General features: G+C 62.0%; 17 protein-coding genes. 12 read left to right on the top strand and 5 right to left on the bottom strand.

Going from position 1 to position 20,682, the window contains the following annotated elements; genetic code table 11:
• Positions 1–76: 76 nt before the first annotated feature.
• Positions 77–868 (bottom strand): enoyl-CoA hydratase/isomerase family protein, encoded by a 792-nt coding sequence (locus tag PP1Y_RS05380; protein WP_013837069.1) that lies wholly within the window; start codon positions 866–868, stop codon positions 77–79.
• On the bottom strand, positions 865–1,746 hold the full coding sequence (locus PP1Y_RS05375) for an SMP-30/gluconolactonase/LRE family protein (protein ID WP_083835165.1): 882 nt from the start codon (positions 1,744–1,746) through the stop codon (positions 865–867). Before PP1Y_RS05375 ends, PP1Y_RS05380 begins: the two co-directional genes overlap by 4 nt.
• 121 nt (positions 1,747–1,867) lie before the next feature.
• Between PP1Y_RS05375 and PP1Y_RS24610 the strand changes: the two genes are divergently transcribed.
• From PP1Y_RS24610 to PP1Y_RS05340, 7 genes are all read left to right on the top strand, one after another.
• On the top strand, positions 1,868–2,575 hold the full coding sequence (locus tag PP1Y_RS24610) for a TetR/AcrR family transcriptional regulator (protein WP_051009970.1): 708 nt from the start codon (positions 1,868–1,870) through the stop codon (positions 2,573–2,575).
• 279 nt (positions 2,576–2,854) lie between these two features.
• On the top strand, positions 2,855–4,228 hold the full coding sequence (locus PP1Y_RS05365; RefSeq protein WP_041558428.1) for an aromatic ring-hydroxylating dioxygenase subunit alpha: 1,374 nt from the start codon (positions 2,855–2,857) through the stop codon (positions 4,226–4,228).
• Positions 4,225–4,719: a VOC family protein gene (locus PP1Y_RS05360; RefSeq protein WP_013837065.1), complete on the top strand. Its 495-nt coding sequence runs from the start codon at positions 4,225–4,227 to the stop codon at positions 4,717–4,719. Before PP1Y_RS05365 ends, PP1Y_RS05360 begins: the two co-directional genes overlap by 4 nt.
• A 33-nt stretch (positions 4,720–4,752) precedes the next feature.
• Positions 4,753–5,580 (top strand): SDR family NAD(P)-dependent oxidoreductase, encoded by an 828-nt coding sequence (locus PP1Y_RS05355; RefSeq protein ID WP_013837064.1) that lies wholly within the window; start codon positions 4,753–4,755, stop codon positions 5,578–5,580.
• A 173-nt stretch (positions 5,581–5,753) separates the two neighbouring features.
• A complete protein-coding gene (locus PP1Y_RS05350) occupies positions 5,754–6,920 on the top strand; it encodes an acyltransferase (RefSeq protein WP_013837063.1) in 1,167 nt (388 codons plus the stop codon).
• Entirely contained in the window at positions 6,917–7,183 is a 267-nt protein-coding gene (locus PP1Y_RS05345) for a hypothetical protein (RefSeq protein ID WP_041558426.1), read from the top strand. Before PP1Y_RS05350 ends, PP1Y_RS05345 begins: the two co-directional genes overlap by 4 nt.
• 51 nt (positions 7,184–7,234) lie before the next feature.
• Positions 7,235–8,113, top strand: a complete 879-nt coding sequence (locus PP1Y_RS05340; RefSeq protein ID WP_013837062.1) for a Rossmann-like and DUF2520 domain-containing protein — start codon at positions 7,235–7,237, stop codon at positions 8,111–8,113.
• A gap of 78 nt (positions 8,114–8,191) precedes the next feature.
• Here PP1Y_RS05340 and PP1Y_RS05335 read toward each other — a convergent pair whose 3' ends face one another.
• From PP1Y_RS05335 to PP1Y_RS05325, 3 genes are all read right to left on the bottom strand, one after another.
• On the bottom strand, positions 8,192–8,824 hold the full coding sequence (locus tag PP1Y_RS05335) for a d(CMP) kinase (protein WP_013837061.1): 633 nt from the start codon (positions 8,822–8,824) through the stop codon (positions 8,192–8,194).
• 129 nt (positions 8,825–8,953) lie between these two features.
• A complete protein-coding gene (locus tag PP1Y_RS05330) occupies positions 8,954–10,468 on the bottom strand; it encodes a peptidase S10 (protein WP_041558424.1) in 1,515 nt (504 codons plus the stop codon).
• 8 nt (positions 10,469–10,476) lie between these two features.
• On the bottom strand, positions 10,477–11,763 hold the full coding sequence (locus PP1Y_RS05325; RefSeq protein WP_041558422.1) for an aminotransferase class V-fold PLP-dependent enzyme: 1,287 nt from the start codon (positions 11,761–11,763) through the stop codon (positions 10,477–10,479).
• Between the two features lie 271 nt (positions 11,764–12,034).
• Between PP1Y_RS05325 and PP1Y_RS05320 the strand changes: the two genes are divergently transcribed.
• The 5 genes from PP1Y_RS05320 to PP1Y_RS05300 all read left to right on the top strand — a co-directional run bounded on the left by PP1Y_RS05320 (position 12,035) and on the right by PP1Y_RS05300 (position 20,661).
• Positions 12,035–13,417, top strand: a complete 1,383-nt coding sequence (locus PP1Y_RS05320) for a peptidase S10 (protein ID WP_232512289.1) — start codon at positions 12,035–12,037, stop codon at positions 13,415–13,417.
• A gap of 145 nt (positions 13,418–13,562) precedes the next feature.
• Entirely contained in the window at positions 13,563–16,595 is a 3,033-nt protein-coding gene (locus PP1Y_RS05315) for a TonB-dependent receptor domain-containing protein (protein ID WP_013837057.1), read from the top strand.
• Between the two features lie 90 nt (positions 16,596–16,685).
• Positions 16,686–17,855: a pyridoxal phosphate-dependent aminotransferase gene (locus tag PP1Y_RS05310; protein WP_013837056.1), complete on the top strand. Its 1,170-nt coding sequence runs from the start codon at positions 16,686–16,688 to the stop codon at positions 17,853–17,855.
• Positions 17,852–19,372: a septum formation initiator gene (locus tag PP1Y_RS05305; protein ID WP_148274848.1), complete on the top strand. Its 1,521-nt coding sequence runs from the start codon at positions 17,852–17,854 to the stop codon at positions 19,370–19,372. The genes PP1Y_RS05310 and PP1Y_RS05305 overlap by 4 nt, the downstream gene beginning before the upstream one ends.
• Positions 19,369–20,661 carry an APC family permease gene (locus PP1Y_RS05300; protein WP_013837054.1) on the top strand — a complete coding sequence of 431 codons (1,293 nt, stop codon included), beginning with the start codon at positions 19,369–19,371 and terminating at the stop codon, positions 20,659–20,661. Before PP1Y_RS05305 ends, PP1Y_RS05300 begins: the two co-directional genes overlap by 4 nt.
• Positions 20,662–20,682 lie beyond the last annotated feature (21 nt).

Raw genomic sequence — 20,682 nt, 5'->3', positions numbered from 1 at the left:
CGCAATCCTGCAACCTCTCGCCAGACAGGTCATTACCAGTCCGGCGGGTTCGAAACCGTCGGCTGACCTACGCGCCCTAGCGCCCTCTGAACCTGGGCTCGCGTTTCTCGGCGAAGGCCTGGCACGCTTCCCTGAAGTCCTCGGTCCCGAGAGCAAGGCACTGGACGTGGTTCTCCAGTTCCAGTGCCGCATCAAGGCCGGGCGCATCGATGTTGGCACGCATGACCTGCTTGGTGTGCTTGATGGCATAGGGACTGTTTGCCGCAATCTGACCCGCGACATGCAGAGCAGCTTCCATCAACTCCACTTCGCCCGCCAGCCTCGTGGCCAGACCTATGGCATGGGCTTCGGCGGCATCCACCGCACGGCCGGTCAGCATCAGTTCGTAGGCGCGCCCTCCTCCGATCAGGCGCGGCAGGTGGTAACTGATGCCGCATTCCCCGCCACTGAGCGCCACCTTCACTGCGCCGACAAGAAACCTCGCACCCGGACCGGCGACCCGCACGTCCGCCGCCAGAGCAAGCCCCATACCGGCCCCCACCGCCGCGCCGTTGATCGCCGCGACCACCGGGAAACGGGCACCAGCGACATCCCTCATCAGATCTGCGAACTTCTCCTGAAGGTCCATGTTCTCGATCGGCCCCTGGGGCGCGTCATCGCCCAGCAGCACTTCCTTGAGATCGAGGCCCGCGCAGAACGCCTTGCCCCGCGCCGCAAGGATGACGACGCGTACATCTCGATCGTCATTCAATTCCGCAAGGGAGGAACGCAGGCGCGCGACCATTGGCAAGGTCAGCGCATTGGCTGCCTGCGGACGATCCAGACTGACGATGGCAATGCCATCTTCGCGCTTTTCGACCTCGATCACAGCCCAGCCTCCAGACCCTTGAGCCGGGTCAGGGGACCTGGAAGCCCCGGCACATCGACTTTCAATTCCAGAACGGCCCCTGCCTGGGGAACATTCGCATTGCCCCCGGTCGAAATGACGAGGCGCGACGGATCGCTTGCGCCAAAATCGATGCTGACGATGTGAGGATAGGGGAAACTCAGCGCCTTGAGGCAGATACGCTCGGGCGAATAATGCAGCAATCGTCCCGTGCTCCAGCAAGCTACCCAGAGATTGCCTTCAGCATCGACGACAAGACCGTCGCTGTCCTCGATTTCGATGAACAGTTCGCCATCGCCCGGCACGCCGTTAGCCGCGAGGGGATAGCGCCAGATTCCGCGCATGGTTTCTGAATGGTAGAGCCACTTCCCGCATGGACTCGCAGCAATCCCGTTCGAAGCGTAGACGTCGCGTCGCAGAACCGTGATCTCGCCGCTTGCCGCCATGTGAAAGAACTGGCCCGGCGAGGGTGCCTCCCCTTTTTCCAGGGCAGAGACGAAATCTATGGTTCCGGCATAGAAGCCGCCCCTGCCGTCACCCTCCATGTCGTTGACGGCGATGACGGGCTGCCCCTCGATACTGGAGACGAGCGAACGCGTTCGGCCAGTCTCCGCCTCGAGGGCCACGATACCGCCCCGCCCGCTGCACAAAACGAGGCCGGATTCGTCGAACAGTATCCCGCCAACCCACTGCCTGCCCGGCAGCATCTCTTCGACGTCAGAACCCCTTCGCCTGCGATAGACGCCCTTGCCGGTCAGGTCTGCAAACCAGATGTCCCCCTCCGGCGACACCCGGGGGCCTTCGACGAATTCGAAGCCCTGCGCGATCACTTCGAAATCGGTGACTTGTATTGTCTGCATGTCTCTCTCCCGAATGACCTTATCCCTGACCCGCAAGCCGCTTGCACTTCGCGAATGTGTCAGGTCGCCGCCTTTTCCCTCGACGCTGGTCAAGGCGGCTTTGCCCGGCTAGGTCCCATGCGTGACCTTGCACCGCGTATCCGACACCCCGTTTGGGTTCATCGCCTTTGAGCAGGACCCCGTCCGCTGGATGGAAAGCAGCGAGATTTTCACCAAGCCCCAGCAGCAGCGCAGCCGGGATTCGCTCAGCCGCATCGTGACCTCGGCCGTGACACTGTTCTCGGACTCCGGATTCGATGCCACGCGCGTATCCGATATTGCCAAGCATGCGCGCGTCCCGGTCGGAACCGTCTACCAGCATTTCGCCGACAAGGAGGCCTTGCTGACCGCGATAGTATCGGGATACCGAACTTGCCGGATGCGTGAGATCAGCGAACTTTGCACCTCTGCCGAAGCGCTTGCCGCAAGCCCAAGAGAGCTGATCGGATTGCACCTCGACATCGTCTTCAGTGCCTTCACCGTCGATTCCGGACTGCTGCGCCTGATCGAGCGCAGACGGCTGGAAGACCCGAACGTGCACAAGGACCAGAGCGGCGCCAACGAAATCGTCGCGAGCCTGATTGCCGACCGTCTCGTCGAGAAAATGCCCGAGCGCGATGCCGCGGAATTGCGCAGACAGGTACTTTACCTCCATTCGATCATCCGAGGCGCCGTGGTCTGGTCGGTCTTGCCGGCAGGTGGCGAACTGGGCGAGGGTCTGAAAGTAACCGATACGGCCTTTGCTGAAGAGGCGTTCAAGATGTCGCTGCGGTATCTGGGCATAGAGTAATAACGGCGCACCTCGCTTCCTGACTTGCTGCCGCTGCAGCGCAGGCAAAATTCCCGCTTCGCCCGAAATTCCATTCAAGAGGGCACACGCGCTGGATCGAGCTCGGGGCGCAGTTCTGACGGTAGAGTGAGCAGATCGACTCGACCGTACTGGCTTTCCGGCCCCACCCTATCCTTTTGCCTTGTTGACCCAAGCCGCCTCTACCCTCATTCTCCGCTTAAACAGAACATGAGTTCATATTCATTTTTGTAGCTTTACTCTTGGGAGAGGACAAGGCTCATGAACGATATCCAGAAAATCATGCGCGATCGCTATCCGGGCAATACTTGGGCCGACGTAGCAAAGCGTGACGGAGAATTGCCCGAGGTTCTCGCAAAACAGTCGAATCCGAAGCAGAACCTGCGCGACATACCATTCGCGCGTTACACCGATCCCGACTTCTTCGACCTCGAGATGGAGCGCATGTGGAAGCGCGTCTGGCAATTTGCCTGCCGCGAAGAGCATGTCGCGGAAGTCGGCGAATATTTCGTCTACGACATCGGTCGCATGTCGGTCCTCATCGTTCGCAGTGAAAGCGGGTTGAAGGCCTATTACAATTCCTGTCTCCACCGCGGGACCAAGCTCAAGGCGTCCGGCTCCTGCGGCTGGTCTGCCAATATCACCTGCCCGTTTCACAACTGGCAGTGGAACCTCGACGGCTCACTGAAAGCCATTCCCTGCGAATTCGAATTTCCCCAGGTCGAGCGCGAGCGAGCAGGTCTCGTCGAGGTCCAGGTTGCGAGCTGGAACGGGATGGTCTTCATCAACTTCGATCCCGAAGCCACGGCACTGGTCGACTACCTCGAGGTCCTGCCGGAGCACTTCAGGAACTGGGATCTCACCGGCTGGTATGTGGCAACCCATGTGCGCAAGCACCTGCCAGGCAACTGGAAGTTGTCAATGGAGGCCTTCATGGAGGCCTACCACACACCTTACGTTCACCCGGAGATGACGAACGTGGTGGGCGACCACAACATGCAGCACGACATCTTCTCCGACCACGTAAGCCGCGATTTGTGCGCGATGGCATCCCCCAGCCCTACCTCCAAGCAGCAGATGAGCCAGCAGGAACTGCTCGATACGATGCTGGTCGGCGACGGCAAGATGGTGGGTGATCGTGCGCAAGTGCCCGAAGGCAAGACCGCCCGCTGGGTTATGGCGCAGCAACTTCGCGAGCAGATGCTGGACAAGTACGGCCTCGACTACTCGCACCATTCCGTTCCGGAGATGATCGACTCGCTGAAGTATCACATCTTCCCGAACATTCTCATCTATCCGGCACCGGGCCTGTGCCTGGTCCAGCAGTTCAGACCGGACGGCTACGACCGCGACCGTTCCACCTTCGACCAGTATGTCCTGCATCCCAAACCGCGCGACGGAAACTATGAAGTCGCCGAAGTCGAAGTAATCGGCGAGGAAGAGAGCTTCACTGCCGTCGAGACCATGGACGCATTTCTGGCGAGCGTTCTCGATCAGGATACCGACATCATGCGCTGGCAGCGCGAAGGCATGTACGCCAGCGGCAAGGGCGCCGAGACCCTGTCGATCTATCAGGAATCGCGCATTCGCCATCTTCACGATACGCTCGACAAGTACCTGGAGGGCCGGAAATGAAAGAGCATCTCCAAGCCGTCCATCACGTCTCACTTTCGGTCCCCGACATAGACCTTGCCCGCAAATTCTACATCGACCTGCTGGGCGCGAAAGAGATCACCACGGCCGAGTGGGAACCGGGCAATGCATGGATCGACGCCATCGTGGGACTGGACCGCTCCTCGGCAAAGTCGTTCATGGCACGCCTGAAAAACATCAACATTGAAGTCTTCGAATATCTCCACCCCAAGTCACCGCCAGTCGATGCGAACCGCCCCGTCAACCTAAACGGCTACACCCACATCGGGTTGCAGGTGGACGACATCCAGGCGGTCTACGAAAAAATGGTCGAGGCGGGGCTGACCTTTCACACGCCGCCGGATCTCTCAACGATCTCGCTCGACGAGAACGGGAAGAAGGTCGGATACGCAGCCACTTACGGGCGCGACTACTTCGGCAACATTTTCGAAATCATGGAAATACATGAAAACGACAACGTCGAGCCGATCTGAGCCGGCGCGATAGCAGCAAATCGGGAGAGAAGAATGGACCTCGAGCTCAAGGGCAAGAAGGTAATCGTCAGCGCGGCCACCCGCGGCATCGGGCGCAAGATTGTCGAGCAGTTCCTCGACGAGGGCGCGATAGTCTCATTCTGCGGACGGCGTGCGCGTTCGGTGGAGAATAATCCCAGCGATGAAAGCGTGTTTGCCAACCCGCTCCACGGTGACGGCGTGGAAGATGCCGCGGCCGCCTTGTCCTCGCGCGGCGAGGTCTATGGATCAGTGGTGGACTGCGGTTACTACGACCAGGTCACCCAATGGGTGGAAAAGGCCGCCGCGGACATGGGCGGGATCGACATCGTCGTCTCGAACGCCAGCGCGCTGGGCGGCATACCGCGCAGCCGAAAGGGTTGGGATATCAATTACAACGTAGACCTGATGTCGGCCGTTGCAATGTTCGATACGGCGCTGCCGCACATGAAAGCCGCCGGCGGCGGCGCCTTCGTGCAGATGTCGACGATCACGGCTATAGAGAACCACGCGTTCGGGGAATCCGGCTTGAGTTATGGCGCGATGAAAGCGGCGCTGATCAACTACACGCACCAGCTTTCGATCGACTACATGAAAGACGGCATTCGCTGTAACTGCGTCTGCCCCGGACCGGTCTACATCCCAGATGGCAGCTGGGGTTTCCTCGAAAAGGAAATGCCCGAATATTACGAGGCGAACCGCACGAAACACCCGGCCGGCCGATTCGGCCGCCCCGACGAAATCGCCGATGCCGTCCTGTTCCTCGCCTCGGCTCGCGCTTCCTGGATTACCGGTGTGAACCTCACCGTCGACGGCGGCTTCACGCGAAACGTGAAGTACTGAATCCAAGTCGTCACCCGCTATTTTCATGGATATGCAAGTCGAAGCTCAAGTTGAAAAGCACGGGCACCTCACCCTATTTCCCGGTCGTCGCACCAGATTTCAGTAGCAATTCGCGGCCAACTGGCTTTCTTGCGACAAGTGGAAAGCCGGGATTGGATGAATTGTCCGCACGAATGCACGATACGCGCCCTGTCGACAGGTACGGCTCGCACGCTGTCCTTAGCCACGATGCAATTTCCATTGCCCGGGTCATCTGCATCCTCGGCGTGATCTACGTTCATGCCTGGACCGGGCTGGGCGGTCATGATCTCGAGCTGGCTCGCGGAACCGCGCAGGAGAACCTGCGCTGGTTCCTGATGGAAACCTTCGGACGCAGTGCAGTGCCCCTGCTCGGGCTGATTTCGGGTTGGCTGGTGGCCGGCTCGTCCAGAACGCGAAGCTGGACGGCGCATATCGAACGCAAGGCGCGCACGATCCTTGTGCCGATGATCGCATGGAACCTGATTGCGCTTGTTCTGGTCTGCGGAACGGCCTGGCTGTTCACCCTTCCCGCGCCGACGCCGCCTTCGGTGGGCTGGGTTGTCGAGGAAATCTTCATCCTCACCCGAAATCCCGACGTCAATGTGCAGATGCCGTTCCTGCGCGACCTGTTCGTGTGCATGGCCATGGCGCCGCTGCTAGTGCGCATGAACGGGCGGTCGCTTGGACTGGTCATCGCGCTGGCTGCAGCAGGCCAGGTGTTCGGATTGGGCGCGCCCGTAATCCTGCGCCCGGCCATTCTCGTATTTTTCGGCCTCGGGATTGTCGCAAGACGCGCCGGCCTCGCCGAACGCGCGGCGACGTGGCCACTCGGCCTGGCCATTGCCCCCTTCGCAGTCCTCCTGCCGGTTCAGCTCTGGTTGGCAGCGGCGCCCGACATGCCCCGTACTGGCATCTTGATCGCCAGCTTCGACCTTGCGATGCGCGTCACGGCGTCGCTGTTCTTCTGGCGTCTGGCATGGGCCCTTTCGAAGTCGCCCGCCCGCACACTGCTTTTGAAGATCGAGCCTTTCGCTTTCCTCATTTTCTGCGGCCACCTGATTTTCATGTGGCTGGCCGGCCCGCTCCTTGGTCAGGTCTTCGGAAAGCTAGGGGCGCCAGCATATCCGGTGTACCTGCTGCTGCAGCCACTCATGGTTCTCGCCTGCACCATCGCCATCGGACGGTTCCTGCAACGGTATGCGCCGGGCCTCGCCGGGATACTGAGCGGAGGGCGGCTCAAGACGCGCAAGCCGGCTGCTGCAACGCCCCTTCCTGCCGTGGCATCGCCAGAACCGGCAAGCCCCGCCCATACGGGGTGAAAGCCGACCTGCCTGATACGATGTTCAACCTGCAGGCTCACAATTCCCCGGCTTCGCCGAACACGATCGCCCGTTACCGCAATACCGAAGCCGCCTTTGCCATCACGCGCGCTTCGCAGCCCCTGCCCGCTAGCGACCTGCCCAACCTCCAATGGGCCTACAAGCCCGACAGCGAGGGACCCTCTATCGAAGTGGCTGCACTGGGAGCCGGCCGCAAGGGAACGCCGCGCCTTGCCCATCTGGCCCTCGGCTGGGACTTCTAGCACCGCAATCTCCTCTCGCATTCACGGCCTCGAGGCTGGTACAGCCGAGACATGACGGGCATTTCTGCAAATAGCCGGATAGGCATTATCGGCACGGGACGCGTCGCCCAGGCGTTGGCACTCGGCCTCGGCAAAGCCACCTCATCACCGCCGCTGATCTGGGGCCGCTCGGCCGCCGGGCGCGAGGAGGCCATTTCGCGGGTCGGACGAAAGGCGAGTGCCAGCGAGAACATGAGCGATCTCATCGAGGCATGCGACATCATCGCCATAGCCGTTTCCGACGATGCTGTCGCCCCCGTGGTCAAGCAGATGGCATCGCTCATCCCTGCCGAACACACGCCTTTCGTCTTCCATGTCAGCGGACGCAGCGGTGCATCCGTACTCGCCCCCCTGCGCGAGAAGGGCGCGCTCACCGCAGCTATTCACCCGGCCATGACCTTCACCGGAAATCCGCTCGAGGAAGTAACGCGAATGTCAGGCGCCTATTTCGCAATCACCGGATCGAGCGACAGCGCCTGGGAAACGGCAAGGCAGATCGTCGCCGGTCTGGGCGGTGTGACGGCCGAAATCACCGAGGACCTACGCGCGCTCTATCACGCAGGCTTGTGCCATGCAGCCAATCACCTCGTGACCCTGCTGTCCGGTTCCTCCCGGATCCTGTCTGCCGCGGGAGTCGAGGAACCCAACGCCATGTTGGCCCCGTTGGTCCGTGCGGCGCTGGAGAACAGCCTCGCGCGCGGGTTCGATGCGCTTTCCGGTCCGGTGCTGAGGGGAGACCGCGAAACGATCGGGCGGCACATGACGGCCCTTGCCGATCAATGCCCGCAGGTCCTGCCTGCCTATCGCGCCATGGCCCTTGCGACACTGAACGAACTGGAGGCGGAAGGAGCGCCAATTCCGCTTGGTGGGGTCCGCGCACAACTCAGCTGAAGCACAGCCCGCTCCCGTTCCGCGCAAGGCAAAAGGTCTTCGCTCGATTCCGTCTCGAGCTGGCCTGCCACAAGATACTCAATGCAGCTGCGGGCGGCGACCGTTACGGATGAGGCCGATTGCAGTCGAGATCGCTTCGCGCGGCGCAAGGCCCGAGGTGTCGATCAGTATGGCATCGCGGCACATTCGCAAGGGCGCCTGGGCGCGGCTCTCATCCCGAAAATCCCGAGCCGTGACTTCGGTAGCCAGTTCCTTGAGCTCGATCGGGTATTCCATTTCAAGCAGTTCATCGAAGCGGTGGCGCAGGCGTATGTCGGGGTTGGCGGTGACGAAGATCTTCGCATCGGCATCGGGTGCGATGACTGTGGCGATATCGCGGCCTTCAAGAATGGCGCCACCCTTCCTGTGGGCAAAGACCCACTGGCGTTGGAACAGCGCCTGCCGAACAGAGGGGAAAACCGCCACGCGACTGGCAAGGTCCGCCACCAGTTCCGAGCGCAAGTGCGGTTCACCCAGCAGACCCATGGGGAAATCGCAGGCCGCCAGCGCGTCGTCCTCGTCATCGACGCGGCCCCCATTCAGGATGACCTGCCGCGCAACGGCTCGGTAATGCAAACCGGTCTTGAGGTAAGGTACCTGGAAATGCCAGGCGAGCCCCCTGGCGATCGAACCCTTTCCCGATCCGATAGGACCATCAACGGCGATAAGCATGACTACTTCGCCTCCTGACTGTTCTTACACAATCAAGATGGGATCTTCAGCAGGCTTTGCAATGGCAACCCCTATCGGCGCGAGGCATCGCCCAGACTGCACGGTCAGGCTAGCCAGGAAACCTGCCTATCAGGATCTTCCGAGCGTTTGGGCCCATATTCGCATGTCGGCGGCAAGGCGCGCCAGTTCACTCTCGTCCTCGAATACCGAATGCCCTGCGGCATAGGCCTTCGAGGTACGCCTGCCCGGACCGATCCCGGCATGATCGAGCGCGAACAGGCCTGCCGCGATAGGCGTAGTAATGTCGTAGTATCCTCCAACTGTCATCAGCTTGAGGCTGGGCTTGGCCTCCATCGCCTTGGCCAGATAGGGCGCGAAGCGCACGGTCCTGTAGACTTCGCCCCTCCCCCAATTCCACTTGAAGTTGATGCCGAGGTTGAGCGTGCGATACGGACTCGGCAGCGCATAGCCGAGCCGATCTTCGATATACTCGGAAATGAGGCTGCCGGTCTCTGCGCCCAATGTCATCGACGGATCGTCGAAAGGGGGATGCATGTTGGACTCGGCGATGGCCCGCTTGGCCCGACCGTCGAGCTGGCCTGTGCGCAAGCCCTTGTCGGCCAGCAGTCCGAGCATGAACTCCTGCCTGTCGAGTTGCAGTCCGTCCCGTTCGAACTTCGCTGCGGGCAGGCCGATAAGGCTCGACATGCGCTGCGCGACCCGCGCACGTTCCGCAGGGTCAAGCGATGCGCCCGCTATCAGGGCCTTGGCATAGTCGCCTTCCGCAAAGGCCCGGGCCCGCGCGAACTGTTCTTGGATCGAACGCCCCTGGCGGTCGACGGCGCCATGATACCAGGCAACCGCGGCCAGGGTCGGCAGCAGAGTGACGTCCGAGACGATCGGCCCGTTACTGTCTCCGATCGAGAGGGACAGAAGCGCCACGCCATCAGGCAAGGGCAGGTCGGCTTTGCTCTGGGCATTGAGCATGGCGAGGGCCCGCGCGGTCCCGTAGCTCTCGCCCACGAGTGCGAAAGGAGAACCAGTGCGCCCGTTGGCCACGCGCCAACGCTGCACCACATCGGCTACGGCCCGAGCATCGCCATCGACGGAAAACAGGCTCGTCGCATCGACGCCCTTGATCGGCATGCTGGTTCCGGTGCCGGGCGGATCGATGAAGACGAGGTCGGCGACATCGAGCAGGCTGAAGGGGTTGTTCGCTAGGCGAGGCTTGGCGCCTTCCTTCTCGACGATACGCATGGGCCCGAAGGCCGAAAGGTGCAGCGGAGAGGACGAGGCTCCCGGGCCGCCGTTGAAGATAAACAGCACGGGACGTTCGGCCTTTTGCCCGACATTGTGCGCAACATAGGCATAGGTAACCAGGACAGCAGCCTTCTCGCCCTTGTCGTTGGCAACCGGGCTTTCCGTGACGATCGCATCGTAGCGTACCGACCGGCCACCGAATTCGCCCTGGTGGTGCGTCGTCACGACACGTGCGCTCGGCGCGTCGCGCTCCACCATTGCTTCCATGGCCTTGAGGAAGACGGGCGGCATCGGCAGGCTCTCGTCCTGCGCACTGACGGATGCCGATGAGATCATGGCAAGGCTCAGCGCAAGCACGCTCGCTCGCAGGGTCCTGAAATGCATAGGGCTGGTTATTCCGGTTTCTGAATGGGCAAGGCGTCGATGAGGCGTTCGATGTCGTCCATGGAATTGAACCAGGAAGGACAGACGCGAAAGCGATTGCGGCTCAACGTGATGTGCAAGCCCGCCTGCTCAAGCGGCTCGGACAGGCGCTTGTAGGCATCCTGCAGGACACAGGTGAACAAGGGGCTGCGGCATTCCGGAGGCGTTGCGACGCGATAGCCCTTGCGTGGCAGGGTTTCGTGAAGCCGCTGCAGCATCGGCTGTCGATGTGCCATGATCCGGTCCGTGCCCAGTTCGAGCAGCCGCGCCAACGACCAGTCGAGCTGGGCCATGACGCCGTGCGAGCGGGTTCCCATCGCGAACATGCCTTCGGCGTCGGCGCGCGGAGCCATGTCTGCGACATTGTCGCCCGCGCTGTCGTATGGGTAGACGTGCGAACTGAAACGCTCGAGCTGGTAATAACCGAAGCGCGGACGCTTGAGGTCCTTCAGGCGGTCGGGGCGAACATAGAGAAAGCCAAGCCCGAAATCGCCCATGAGCCACTTGTAGCTGGCACTGGCCGCGAAATCGACGCCGCTCTCCTGCACGTCGATGGGCACCGTGCCCGCGCCATGGATGATATCGGCATAGACCATGGCGCCATGGGCATGAGCGATTTCACAGATGCGGGCCAGGTCGTGTTCGAAGCCGTTGTAGGTCGACACGAGCGAAAGACTGACGAGGCGGGTACCGGGCCCGATTGCCCTTTCGTAGGCATCAGGATCGATCCGGCCGTCCACAGGCCTGATCCAGCGTACATCGACCCCTTGCGCGGCAAGCTGCTCATACAGCCAGAAAGAGCCGAAGAAGTGAAGCGTGTCGGTCACCACGCTGCCGCCTGCCGCGGGCAGATCCAGGGCTTCGACGACAAGTTGCTCGCCCGCCGTCGTACTCTGAACGAAAGCGAGATCTTCCGGCGCTGCATTGATCAATCGCGCGAAGGCGGTCTTGACCCGGCCTTCCACTTCTTCGGTCGGCCATGATCGCGTCTCGGTACGCGCGGTGAGGTAGGTATCGAGCGACGCCTTCGCGGGCAACGGCACCGGATGCATCGTGCCGGAATCGAGGTAGATCTTCTCCATCGGCGCAAACTCTCCGGAGCGCGCCAGCGAAGCGGTTGCCGATGTCAGGGGCGAAACGCTTGCAGCCGACAAGGCTTCACCCGCCAGCAAAGAACCAAGCGGCAACATTGCCGAGCCGCGCAGGACGTTCCTGCGGGACAGTTTGGATTGCTGCGAATCAGGGCGCTCGATCATTTCCACATCCTACGGAAAGATTTGCGCATAAGAATTGCGCATTTTGGCCCCCACCACTGTATTGGATAACCGAAAACCGGAGTGACGTGCGTACCTTAAGGTCCATTCGCGCATAAAATTGCCGTCCCACTGGCGCTAGTCTGGCGAGACAATCTGCTGCAAGGGATCAGCCATGCCCGTCAAATCATCTCGCATCCTGACCATGTCCCTGGCCTTGGGGGGCCTTGCAGCGTGTCAACACCTCGCGCCACTGCGAAGTGACGCTGGACAGGTGACGCCGTCATGCCCGGGCGATGCAACGCGAACCGAAAGCACCCTCGCGCTCGCAGACGGCCCGCTAGGATATACGGCCTGCGCCGGAACGATCCGCATCACCGACAGACAGGATGGGGCGCTGGCAGACCTGTTCTACACGGCCTATCTGCTCCCGCATGACAAGGCAGGGCAGCGGCCGATCGCCTTCGTCTGGAACGGTGGTCCCGGAGCGGATTCGCGGCTTCTGCAGTTCGACGCCCTTGGTCCCAGAACCTTGGAAAATGGCAGGATGATCGACAATGCCGACAGCCCCTTGCCCGCGGCCGATCTTGTATTTCTCGATCCCGCCGGAACCGGTTTCAGCCGCGCCAGTTCCGACGAAGCAGCCAGGACGCTCTATTCGACGACCGGTGACATCGCCGCGACCGCACAATTCATCCGTCGCTTCCTCGCATCCCAGGGTCGTACCGGCTCGCCACTCTATCTCGTTGGCGAGAGTTTCGGCACCTGGCGGGCTTCCGCCGTTGCCGAGGCGCTTGTGCAGGTCGGGCAACCGGTTGCCGGCGTCGCGCTGATCTCCGGCGGCATTCCCATGGGCGAGGAGCGGGACCGGGCCCTGATGCGAGCACTCACCCTGCCCAACCGCACGGCGACCGCCCTTGCCCTCGGCAAACTCGATGCGCGCTTGTCCGCCGATCCCGCCTCCGCCCTCGCCAGTTCCGAACAGTGGGCACGGGAAGTCTGGTACCCCGCCCTCGCCGCCCCGCAATCGCTAACCGCTCCGCAGCGGCAGGCAGTCGTGACCGGGCTTGCCCATTACATGGGCATTGCGCCGGGCCGGATCGACACGGCTACACTATGGGTTTCACCACGCGACTTTCGCCAGGGCCTGCTCGCCGACGAGGGCAAGACCCTGGGAATATTCGACATGCGCAAAACCGTGTCCAAAGAAGAAAAGTCAGGCAGCCATGCGGTGATTGCCTACTATCGCCAGAGGTTGGGATACCGCGATGGCAAGTATGCCGGTATCGAAGTTCCCGAACTGCCGGTCGGCGGAAACTGGCAGTACGACCAGGCCCCGATCACGAAGGAGTCCCTCTCCCGCGCCATGGCAGGCGAAGGTCCACCCAGCCCATCGCAGCCTTGGGTCCTGCGCGCGCTGGAACTGGCACCTGCCATGCGCGTGTTCGTCGCCACCGGCCTCTACGATTCGCTTAACGGATGCGCGGCCAACAGCGAGGCGGCCAACCAATTTGCCCCGCCACTGGCAAAGCGCGTGGACACCCACTGCTACCGCGGCGGGCACATGATGTACGAGGAACCCACAGAGAAGGTGCAATTTGCGAATGACCTCAAATCGTTCCTCTCCAATGCGGGCAATGTCCGAAATGTGGAATAAAAATTTCTCAAAGGCCCGGATAGCCGATTGCACAATGCACCGGCGCCCCACCTGAAGCGCAAGTTCGCAACATACTGCCTCACGATCTCGATTACTCTGCTTCCCAGACAAGCCGTATTGCAGGCGGAACATGAGGGGTAGTTCGATGATCAGCAGGGAGTCTCAAGTCCGCAACCATAGCGCCGGGGTAACCGCGTTACTGGTCTCCACCGCGACAGCCGCATGGATTGCGAGCGCCGCGCCCGCATTTGCCCAGAACATCGCTCCGGCAACCGTCGCCAGCGACGATGCTGGCGAGATCGTCGTTACCGGTTCGCGCATCCGCCGCGACCGTGCGGAAGAGAGCGCCCCGCTCGACATCGTCGACGCACAGGTCATCTCCGATCGCGGCTACACGAGCGCTTCCCAGGCCCTCAATCAGCTCACCTCCAACAGCCCCATGCTTGCACAGGCCGACGGCAGTGGGGAAGGCAGCGGTTCGGGCCAGCAATATCCGAATCTCTTCGGTCTGGGCACCGGTCGCACGCTGACCTTGCTCAACGGCCGCCGTATGGTCACCACATCTGCGGCCACCGGACAAGGCGACGCGCAGGTCGATGCCAACATCATCCCGCTTGGCCTGCTCGAGCGCGTCGAAGTAGTCCAGGGCGGCGGCGCTGCCGTCTATGGCTCGGATGCGATTTCGGGCGTCGTGAACTATGTCCTCAAGCAGGACTTCGAAGGAATCGAGCTCGACGCGCAAAACGGCATATCGTCGCGCGGCGACTATCACACCTACAGCTTGCGCGGCACGGCGGGCACCAATTTCGCCGAGAACCGCGGCAATATCGCGATCGACCTGAATTACGCGAAGTCCCCGCTCCTGCGTTACGACGCGCGTCCGCTTTCCGCGCTGGGTCGACTGACTGTCACCAATCCCGACGATACCGGACCCAACGACGGCATACCCTCGCGCGAAGAGCTGCTCGACGCGCACTTCTGGGAATTCAATTCGAACGGTGTCGTTTTCAATGCGCCCGCGCCGTTTACCAGCTTCTTGACGCAATTGAACGGAACGCCGCTGCAGTTCGATTCCAGCGGCGACCTCGTGCCCTTCGATCCAGGCAGCCAGGTCGGCATCCCATTCTCCAGCGGCGGCGATGGCTTTGCCTACAACAATCTGGTCGGCCTGCGCACGGGGCTGGAACGCTTCACCGGCAACGTCATCGCCCATTACGACCTGACCGATGCCATTACCCTGCGTACCGAGTTGCTCTACGCCCATACAGAGGGAACCGAACTGCCGCAGGGCCAGAGCCGCACGATCCTGAACTACGGCACATACGCCGGGCCGGTGATCTTCACGATCAACAATCCCTATCTCAGCGATTCCGCGAAGGCGACGCTATCGGCCGCCAGCCCGGGCTTTGCCTTCGGGGCGCCCCTGTTCCTGTCGAAGTACTTCTACGACCTGACGCCCGACAACGTCCAGACCTACAAGACCGACACATACCGGGCGCTCATCGGCGCCGACGGTGATTTTTCGGTCGGCGATCGCGACTTTTACTGGTCGGTCTCGGGCAGCTACGCGCGGGTCAAAGGTTCGCAGCGCCGCTGGGAAGTCGACAACGCAAAGTACGGCAACGCCATCAATGCAGTGCTCTCCGGCGGCGATATAGTCTGTGCCATCAACGCCGACGCCGATGCCACCAACGACGACCCCTCGTGCGCGCCGATCAATCCTTTCGGCAATGGCAATGTCAGCGCCGAGGCGCAGAACTACGTCAGCGTTCGCGCCGGGCTCGACTACGTCAATGAGCAGGTGGACATGCTTGCGACATTCGGCGGAGACCTGTTCTTCCTCCCCGCCGGCGCCGCAAAGTTCAGCGTGGCCTATGAGCACCGCGACGAAAAGGCACGCTACACGCCGCTCGCCGCTAACCAGCAGGGACTGTTCGGCGGTGGCACGATGGAAGTCGGCCAGTCTGCAGGCTACAACACCGATGAGATTTCCGCCGAACTCCTGATCCCGCTGGTCGACAGGGCAATGGACGTTCCCATCGTCAAGATGCTCGAGGCCAGCGCCGCGGGCCGACTGGTCGACAACTCCATCGCTGGCAAGGAACAGGTCTGGGATCTGGGGATGCGCTGGCAGCCGGTCGACGGCATAACCCTGCGTGTCTCGCGCAGCCGCAATTTCCGGGCACCGACACTGGCTCAGTTGTTCGCTCCATCATCGACCCAGCTCGGCTCCGTCGGCGCGGACCCTTGCGATTCGGACCGCATCACCAGCGGCCCCAATCCTTCCGTTCGCTACGCCAACTGCCTCGCCCTGTTCGAGGCCAACCCGAACTATGGCGTTGAGTTCGACGGCACCAATGCGGGCTTGAGCGCGGCGGAGCGCCTCGCCAACTTCCAGGACCCGGCCGAAAACTTCGAGCGCGCGACGATTACCACGGGAGGCAATCCGAACCTGCGTAATGAGGTCTCGGACACCTTCACTTACGGTATCGTCCTCCAACCGGCATTCATTCCCGGACTGACGATCAGCGCCGACCGCATCGAGATCGATCTGAAGGACGGCCTATCGTCCTTCATCACCTCGGACTTCACGGCCACCTGCTATGACAATACCGACCCCGATCCTGCCGTCTGCAATGCCTTCACCAGGCTCGCCGCTTCGGATGGCGTCAGCCCCGGCGGCACCATCGTTACCGGCACTTCCACGACATTCAACGCAGGCGTCGTCAAGTACCGCGGCGAAGTCTATGCGCTCGACTACGTCTTCATGCCGGGCGACCTGGGCACCATCCACCTCGGCGTGAATGCGACGCACAATACGCTGCTGACCACTTCGGTAACCGGCGAGACCTTCACGCGCACCGACAACACCTATCTCAAGCCGACCTGGGAAGGTCGCTTCAACCTCGACTGGACCAAGGGGCCCGTCAAGGTGAGCTATCAGGCCTACTATCTGGATTCGACGAGGGCCGATTACTACGCCACGATCGAGAACAATCCCAATCCGCGGCTCGACAACAACCTGACTCACTCGATCTCGATGCAGTGGGACACCGGACGCATGACCTTCCGCGCCGGCATCGACAACTTCACCGACAAGCAGCCTTCCTACCCGCAGATTGCCTATGGCGACATCCTGGGACGTCGCTTCTGGGTGGGTGCAAAGCTGACGATGTAACGGGCTGGCGGCGCCGGGCCCCCTCTCCTCCCAACGCCCGGCGTCGCCTTGATCGACTCATTCCCAATCTATCCGGCAGATACGAGCACAATGGCGGCAAGCCCTTCCCCCCAAACCAATACGTCATATGCCCGGTGGATCAGGGAATCGATCGTCCGCAACAGCAACTCGCGCAATCTGCTCGTAAGCCTGTTCGAAAGCTCGGTACCGGAACCCACGGCACTGCTGCGCGAGGTCATTCTCGAAGGTTTCGAGAAGAAAGTGACCTCACGCTACACAAGCACTTTCGTGCGCGGAAACCCCTACCTTGTCGCTGCGCTGGCGCAGGAATACGGCGTCGGCGAAGACCAGGTTCTGACCACGACCGGCGCGACCGGTGCGCTATCATTGATCTACCGCGCACTTCTGAGGCCCAGCGATCGCATTCTGGTCGAAAATCCGTGTTTCGATCTTTTCGAAAACCTCGCTGCGGCGACCGGCAATCCAGTCGACATCTTCGAGCGCACCGCCCCCGACTTCGCCATCGATCCGCGGACTCTGGAAGCAGCGATCGGGCCCGATACGCGGCTCGTGGTGCTCTCCAATCTGCACAATCCCTCCGGTACACCGATCGCGTCCGAAGTTCTCAGCGCGCTTGCCGGGATCGCCGAGAGGCGCAAGGTCGTCTTCGTATTCGACGAAGTCTACGGCCCTTATGCCGGGGCACACTTCACCCCGGCTGCGTCACAGGGGATTTCTGGGCGGTTTCTCTCCGTCAGCAGCCTGACCAAGATCTATGGTCTGAGCACACTGCGCTGCGGCTGGATAGTCGGTGATGCGGCCATCATCGCACCGATCCGTGACCTGGCGAGCGAAGTCGAATTCGCGATATCGAACCTTGCCCACTGCATTGCCGCGCTGGTTATCGAAGATCCCGTCGACTTTCGCGAGAACACGTTTTCGGTTCTTGCCCAGGCCCGGCCGATCATCGAATCCTACCACGATCACTGGCGCGCGCTCGGGCTGGTCGAAGGTGCATTGCCCGAACATGGTTGCATCGCGTTTCCGCGCCTTGTCGGTATCGCGGACACCCTCGGCTTTTCGCGCTGGCTTTCCGACCGCTGCGGCGTTCTGGTCGCGCCCGGTGAGTACTTTGGCGCGCCAGGCCATGTCCGCCTCGGCTTCGCGATGGAACCTTCGCGACTGGACTATGGGCTTCAGGCGCTTACGGACAGTCTCCTGACACACCGCGAGCAGAACCGGACGAAGCACAAGACATGATCAAGGCATCACTGCATCCCTCGGGTCGCACCGAGCCAGCGCGGCGGATCATGCCTGCGTTCGCCGCGCTGGCAACAATTGCAATGATTTGCGGATCGCTGACGGTTCGGGCGCAAGAACCTCAGTCCGGCGAGATCCTGCTCGATACGCAGGTCAAACCGGCGGGCTTCGCAAGGAGGCTCGATGTAGAGATCGGAACCTACCCAGTCTCTGCAGGCCCCGGGTCAGCCCCCGCCAGGGCTGGGTATCTCTCGTATAGCCGAAAGAAAGCTGCGGCCCGACGTCCGGTCATCTTCGCCTTCAACGGCGGTCCAGGCGCATCCTCCGCCTATCTGCAGATGGGGCTGCTCGGGCCTTCGCTCGCGCATCTCGCGCAAGATCCGGCAGCAGGTGCGAATGCACCGCTCGGTTCCGTGACCGGGCCGGCGGCGATCTACGACCTGGCAGACGTCGTCTTCATCGATCCGCCGGGCACGGGCTTTTCGACCCGTCCGGAAGGCCCCGCATTCAGCCCTTACATGTCGGTCGAAGGCGACGCGGCGGCGGCGGCCGACCTGGTTCGCCAGTGGCTTGAAAGTCATGGTCGGCGCGATGCCCCGATCTATCTGCTAGGCGAAAGCTACGGCACGATCCGCGCCGTCGCCATGCTCGATGCCTTGGACAAGCTTGGCCTCTCCGGGAACATGCGTGGCATCGTCCTCCTGGGTCAGGCACTCAACATGATCGAGACCTCGCAGCGTCCCGACAACATCGTCACATATGCCGTCTCGCTGCCCACGCTCGCTGCCATCGCCTGCTATCACGGCAAGGTGAAAGCGCCCTGCACCGCCGAGACGATCACGGCCGAAGCCGCGCTTTTCGCTCGCAACGAATACCTGCCTGCCCTGTACCGGGGGCGAGACCTGCCGCAGACCGATCGTGCGCGCCTGGCCCAGCGCCTTGAAGATCTGACGGGCATTCCCGGCGCATTCTATCTGGCGCACGACCTGCGCATTTCCAAGGAGCGCTTCCGCGTCGAACTGCTTCGTGCCGAGGGAGAAGTAACCGGGCGTTACGACGCACGATACCTTGCCAAACGTCCCGACGGCGTGGCGACCTTCATGCCGGGCGATCCCGCTTCATCGATTTCCGATGCCTACCAGAATGCCATGCTCCAGTATGTTTCCGGGTCCCTGCACATTCCGGGCGCGGATCGATACAAGGTGATCGCGCGCTTCGAGGGCGACTGGAGCTATGGTAGCGCCGATTCACCCTTTGCCGACTGGCCGTTCATGTCCGTCGTGGAAAGACATGCACAGACCAATGCGTGTCTTCGTCTCTTCGTCGGCACCGGCATATACGACACCACCACGACGATCGGCGCTGCGGACTATCTCTTCGCGCAGTCCAGCCTTCCGCAAGATCGCTATCGCAACGAGCGCTATGCAGGCGGGCACGTGTTCTATTCCGATGACCACAGCCGCGTGCGCTTCCAGTCCGATCTTGCCGCCTTCATCGGGGCGGATACCTGCCGGTGAGCACCCCCGAACACACCTTGCGCAAGGGAATCGGCCTTTGGGGCGTAGTTTCCATGGGTCTGGGCACTGCCGTCGGGGTATCGATCTTCTCGGCGATTTCACCTGCCGCCGCGCTTGCCGGACCCGGGATGCTCCTCGCAGTCGTGGTCGCCGCCCTGCCGATGTACCTGATCGCGGTGAGTTACGCCTTCCTCGGCTCTGCCGACCCCGTTTCGGGTGCAAGCTTCGTCTGGCCCTCGCGGTACCTGCATCCAGCACTCGGCTTCTTCATCGCGTGGATGCGCATTATCGCCAACATGGGGGCGATGGTCGTCCTGGCCCTCGTCCTTGTGCGCTATGTCTCGATGCTTGTCCCACTGCCGGTCAAGCCAACCATGTTCGCAGTCCTGGTCCTCGCCCTGCTTGCCAACCTGTTCGGCGTTCACATCGCGGCTCGCGCACAGACACTGATGATCGGCGCACTCGTCATTCTCTTTGCGCTTTTCGCGCTCTGGGGCGGCATCGCCGCTGCTGAACCGGCCCGGCTCGAGCCGTTCCTTCCCCATGGCATCCATGGTGCGATTGCCGCCGCTCCGCTGCTCATGGGCCTGTTCTTCGGGATCGAAGCAGCCACCGAAGCCGGCTCGGAGGTCGCTGAAGGGCGACGCAACATTCCCCTGGGCATCGCCCTGGCCATCGGTTCGGCAACGCTGCTCTACACTGCAGTCGCCTTCGTCGCCCTGACGGTCATGGGTGCCGAACCGCTTGCAGCCAGCCAGGCGCCGATCCTGGACGTGGCAAAGCGCTTCATGGGACCGCTGGCCATCCCGGTGATCGTCGTCGCTGCCATCGTCGCAATCGGCACGAGCCTGAACGCCATCTTCACGATGTTCAGCCGCAGCCTCTTCGCGATGGCACATGCCGGCGTGCTGCCACGCGCCCTGGCCCGCATACACCCGCGCTGGCAGGTGCCTCACATCGCCTTGCTCGCGGTATTCGCGATTGGATGCGCAGGACTGCTCCTGCCCATGGAACTTACCTTCCTGTTCCTGGCGGTCAACATTCCCAACCTCGTCAAGTACGCAAGCATCTGCCTTTGCGCCTTGCGCGTTGCCCGCGGCCATCCCGAGCTGCATGCCAGCGCCAGTTTCCGCCCGTCGCGTCAACGCATGACCGCGCTTGCCGGAGCCGGTGCAATCTGCGCCGCAGCCCTCGTACTGGTCGGGTTTGAAGCCGATTGGCGGCCCTATGCGCTTCTGCTGGTCTGGGGCTTGCTGGGCGCTGCCTGGTACCGGCTTCGGCGCAATTAAAAGCCCGGCACCATGGGGGCG

Source organism: Novosphingobium sp. PP1Y, from assembly GCF_000253255.1.
Classification (GTDB): domain Bacteria; phylum Pseudomonadota; class Alphaproteobacteria; order Sphingomonadales; family Sphingomonadaceae; genus Novosphingobium.
This window is presented reverse-complemented; position numbering and strand designations above follow the sequence as displayed.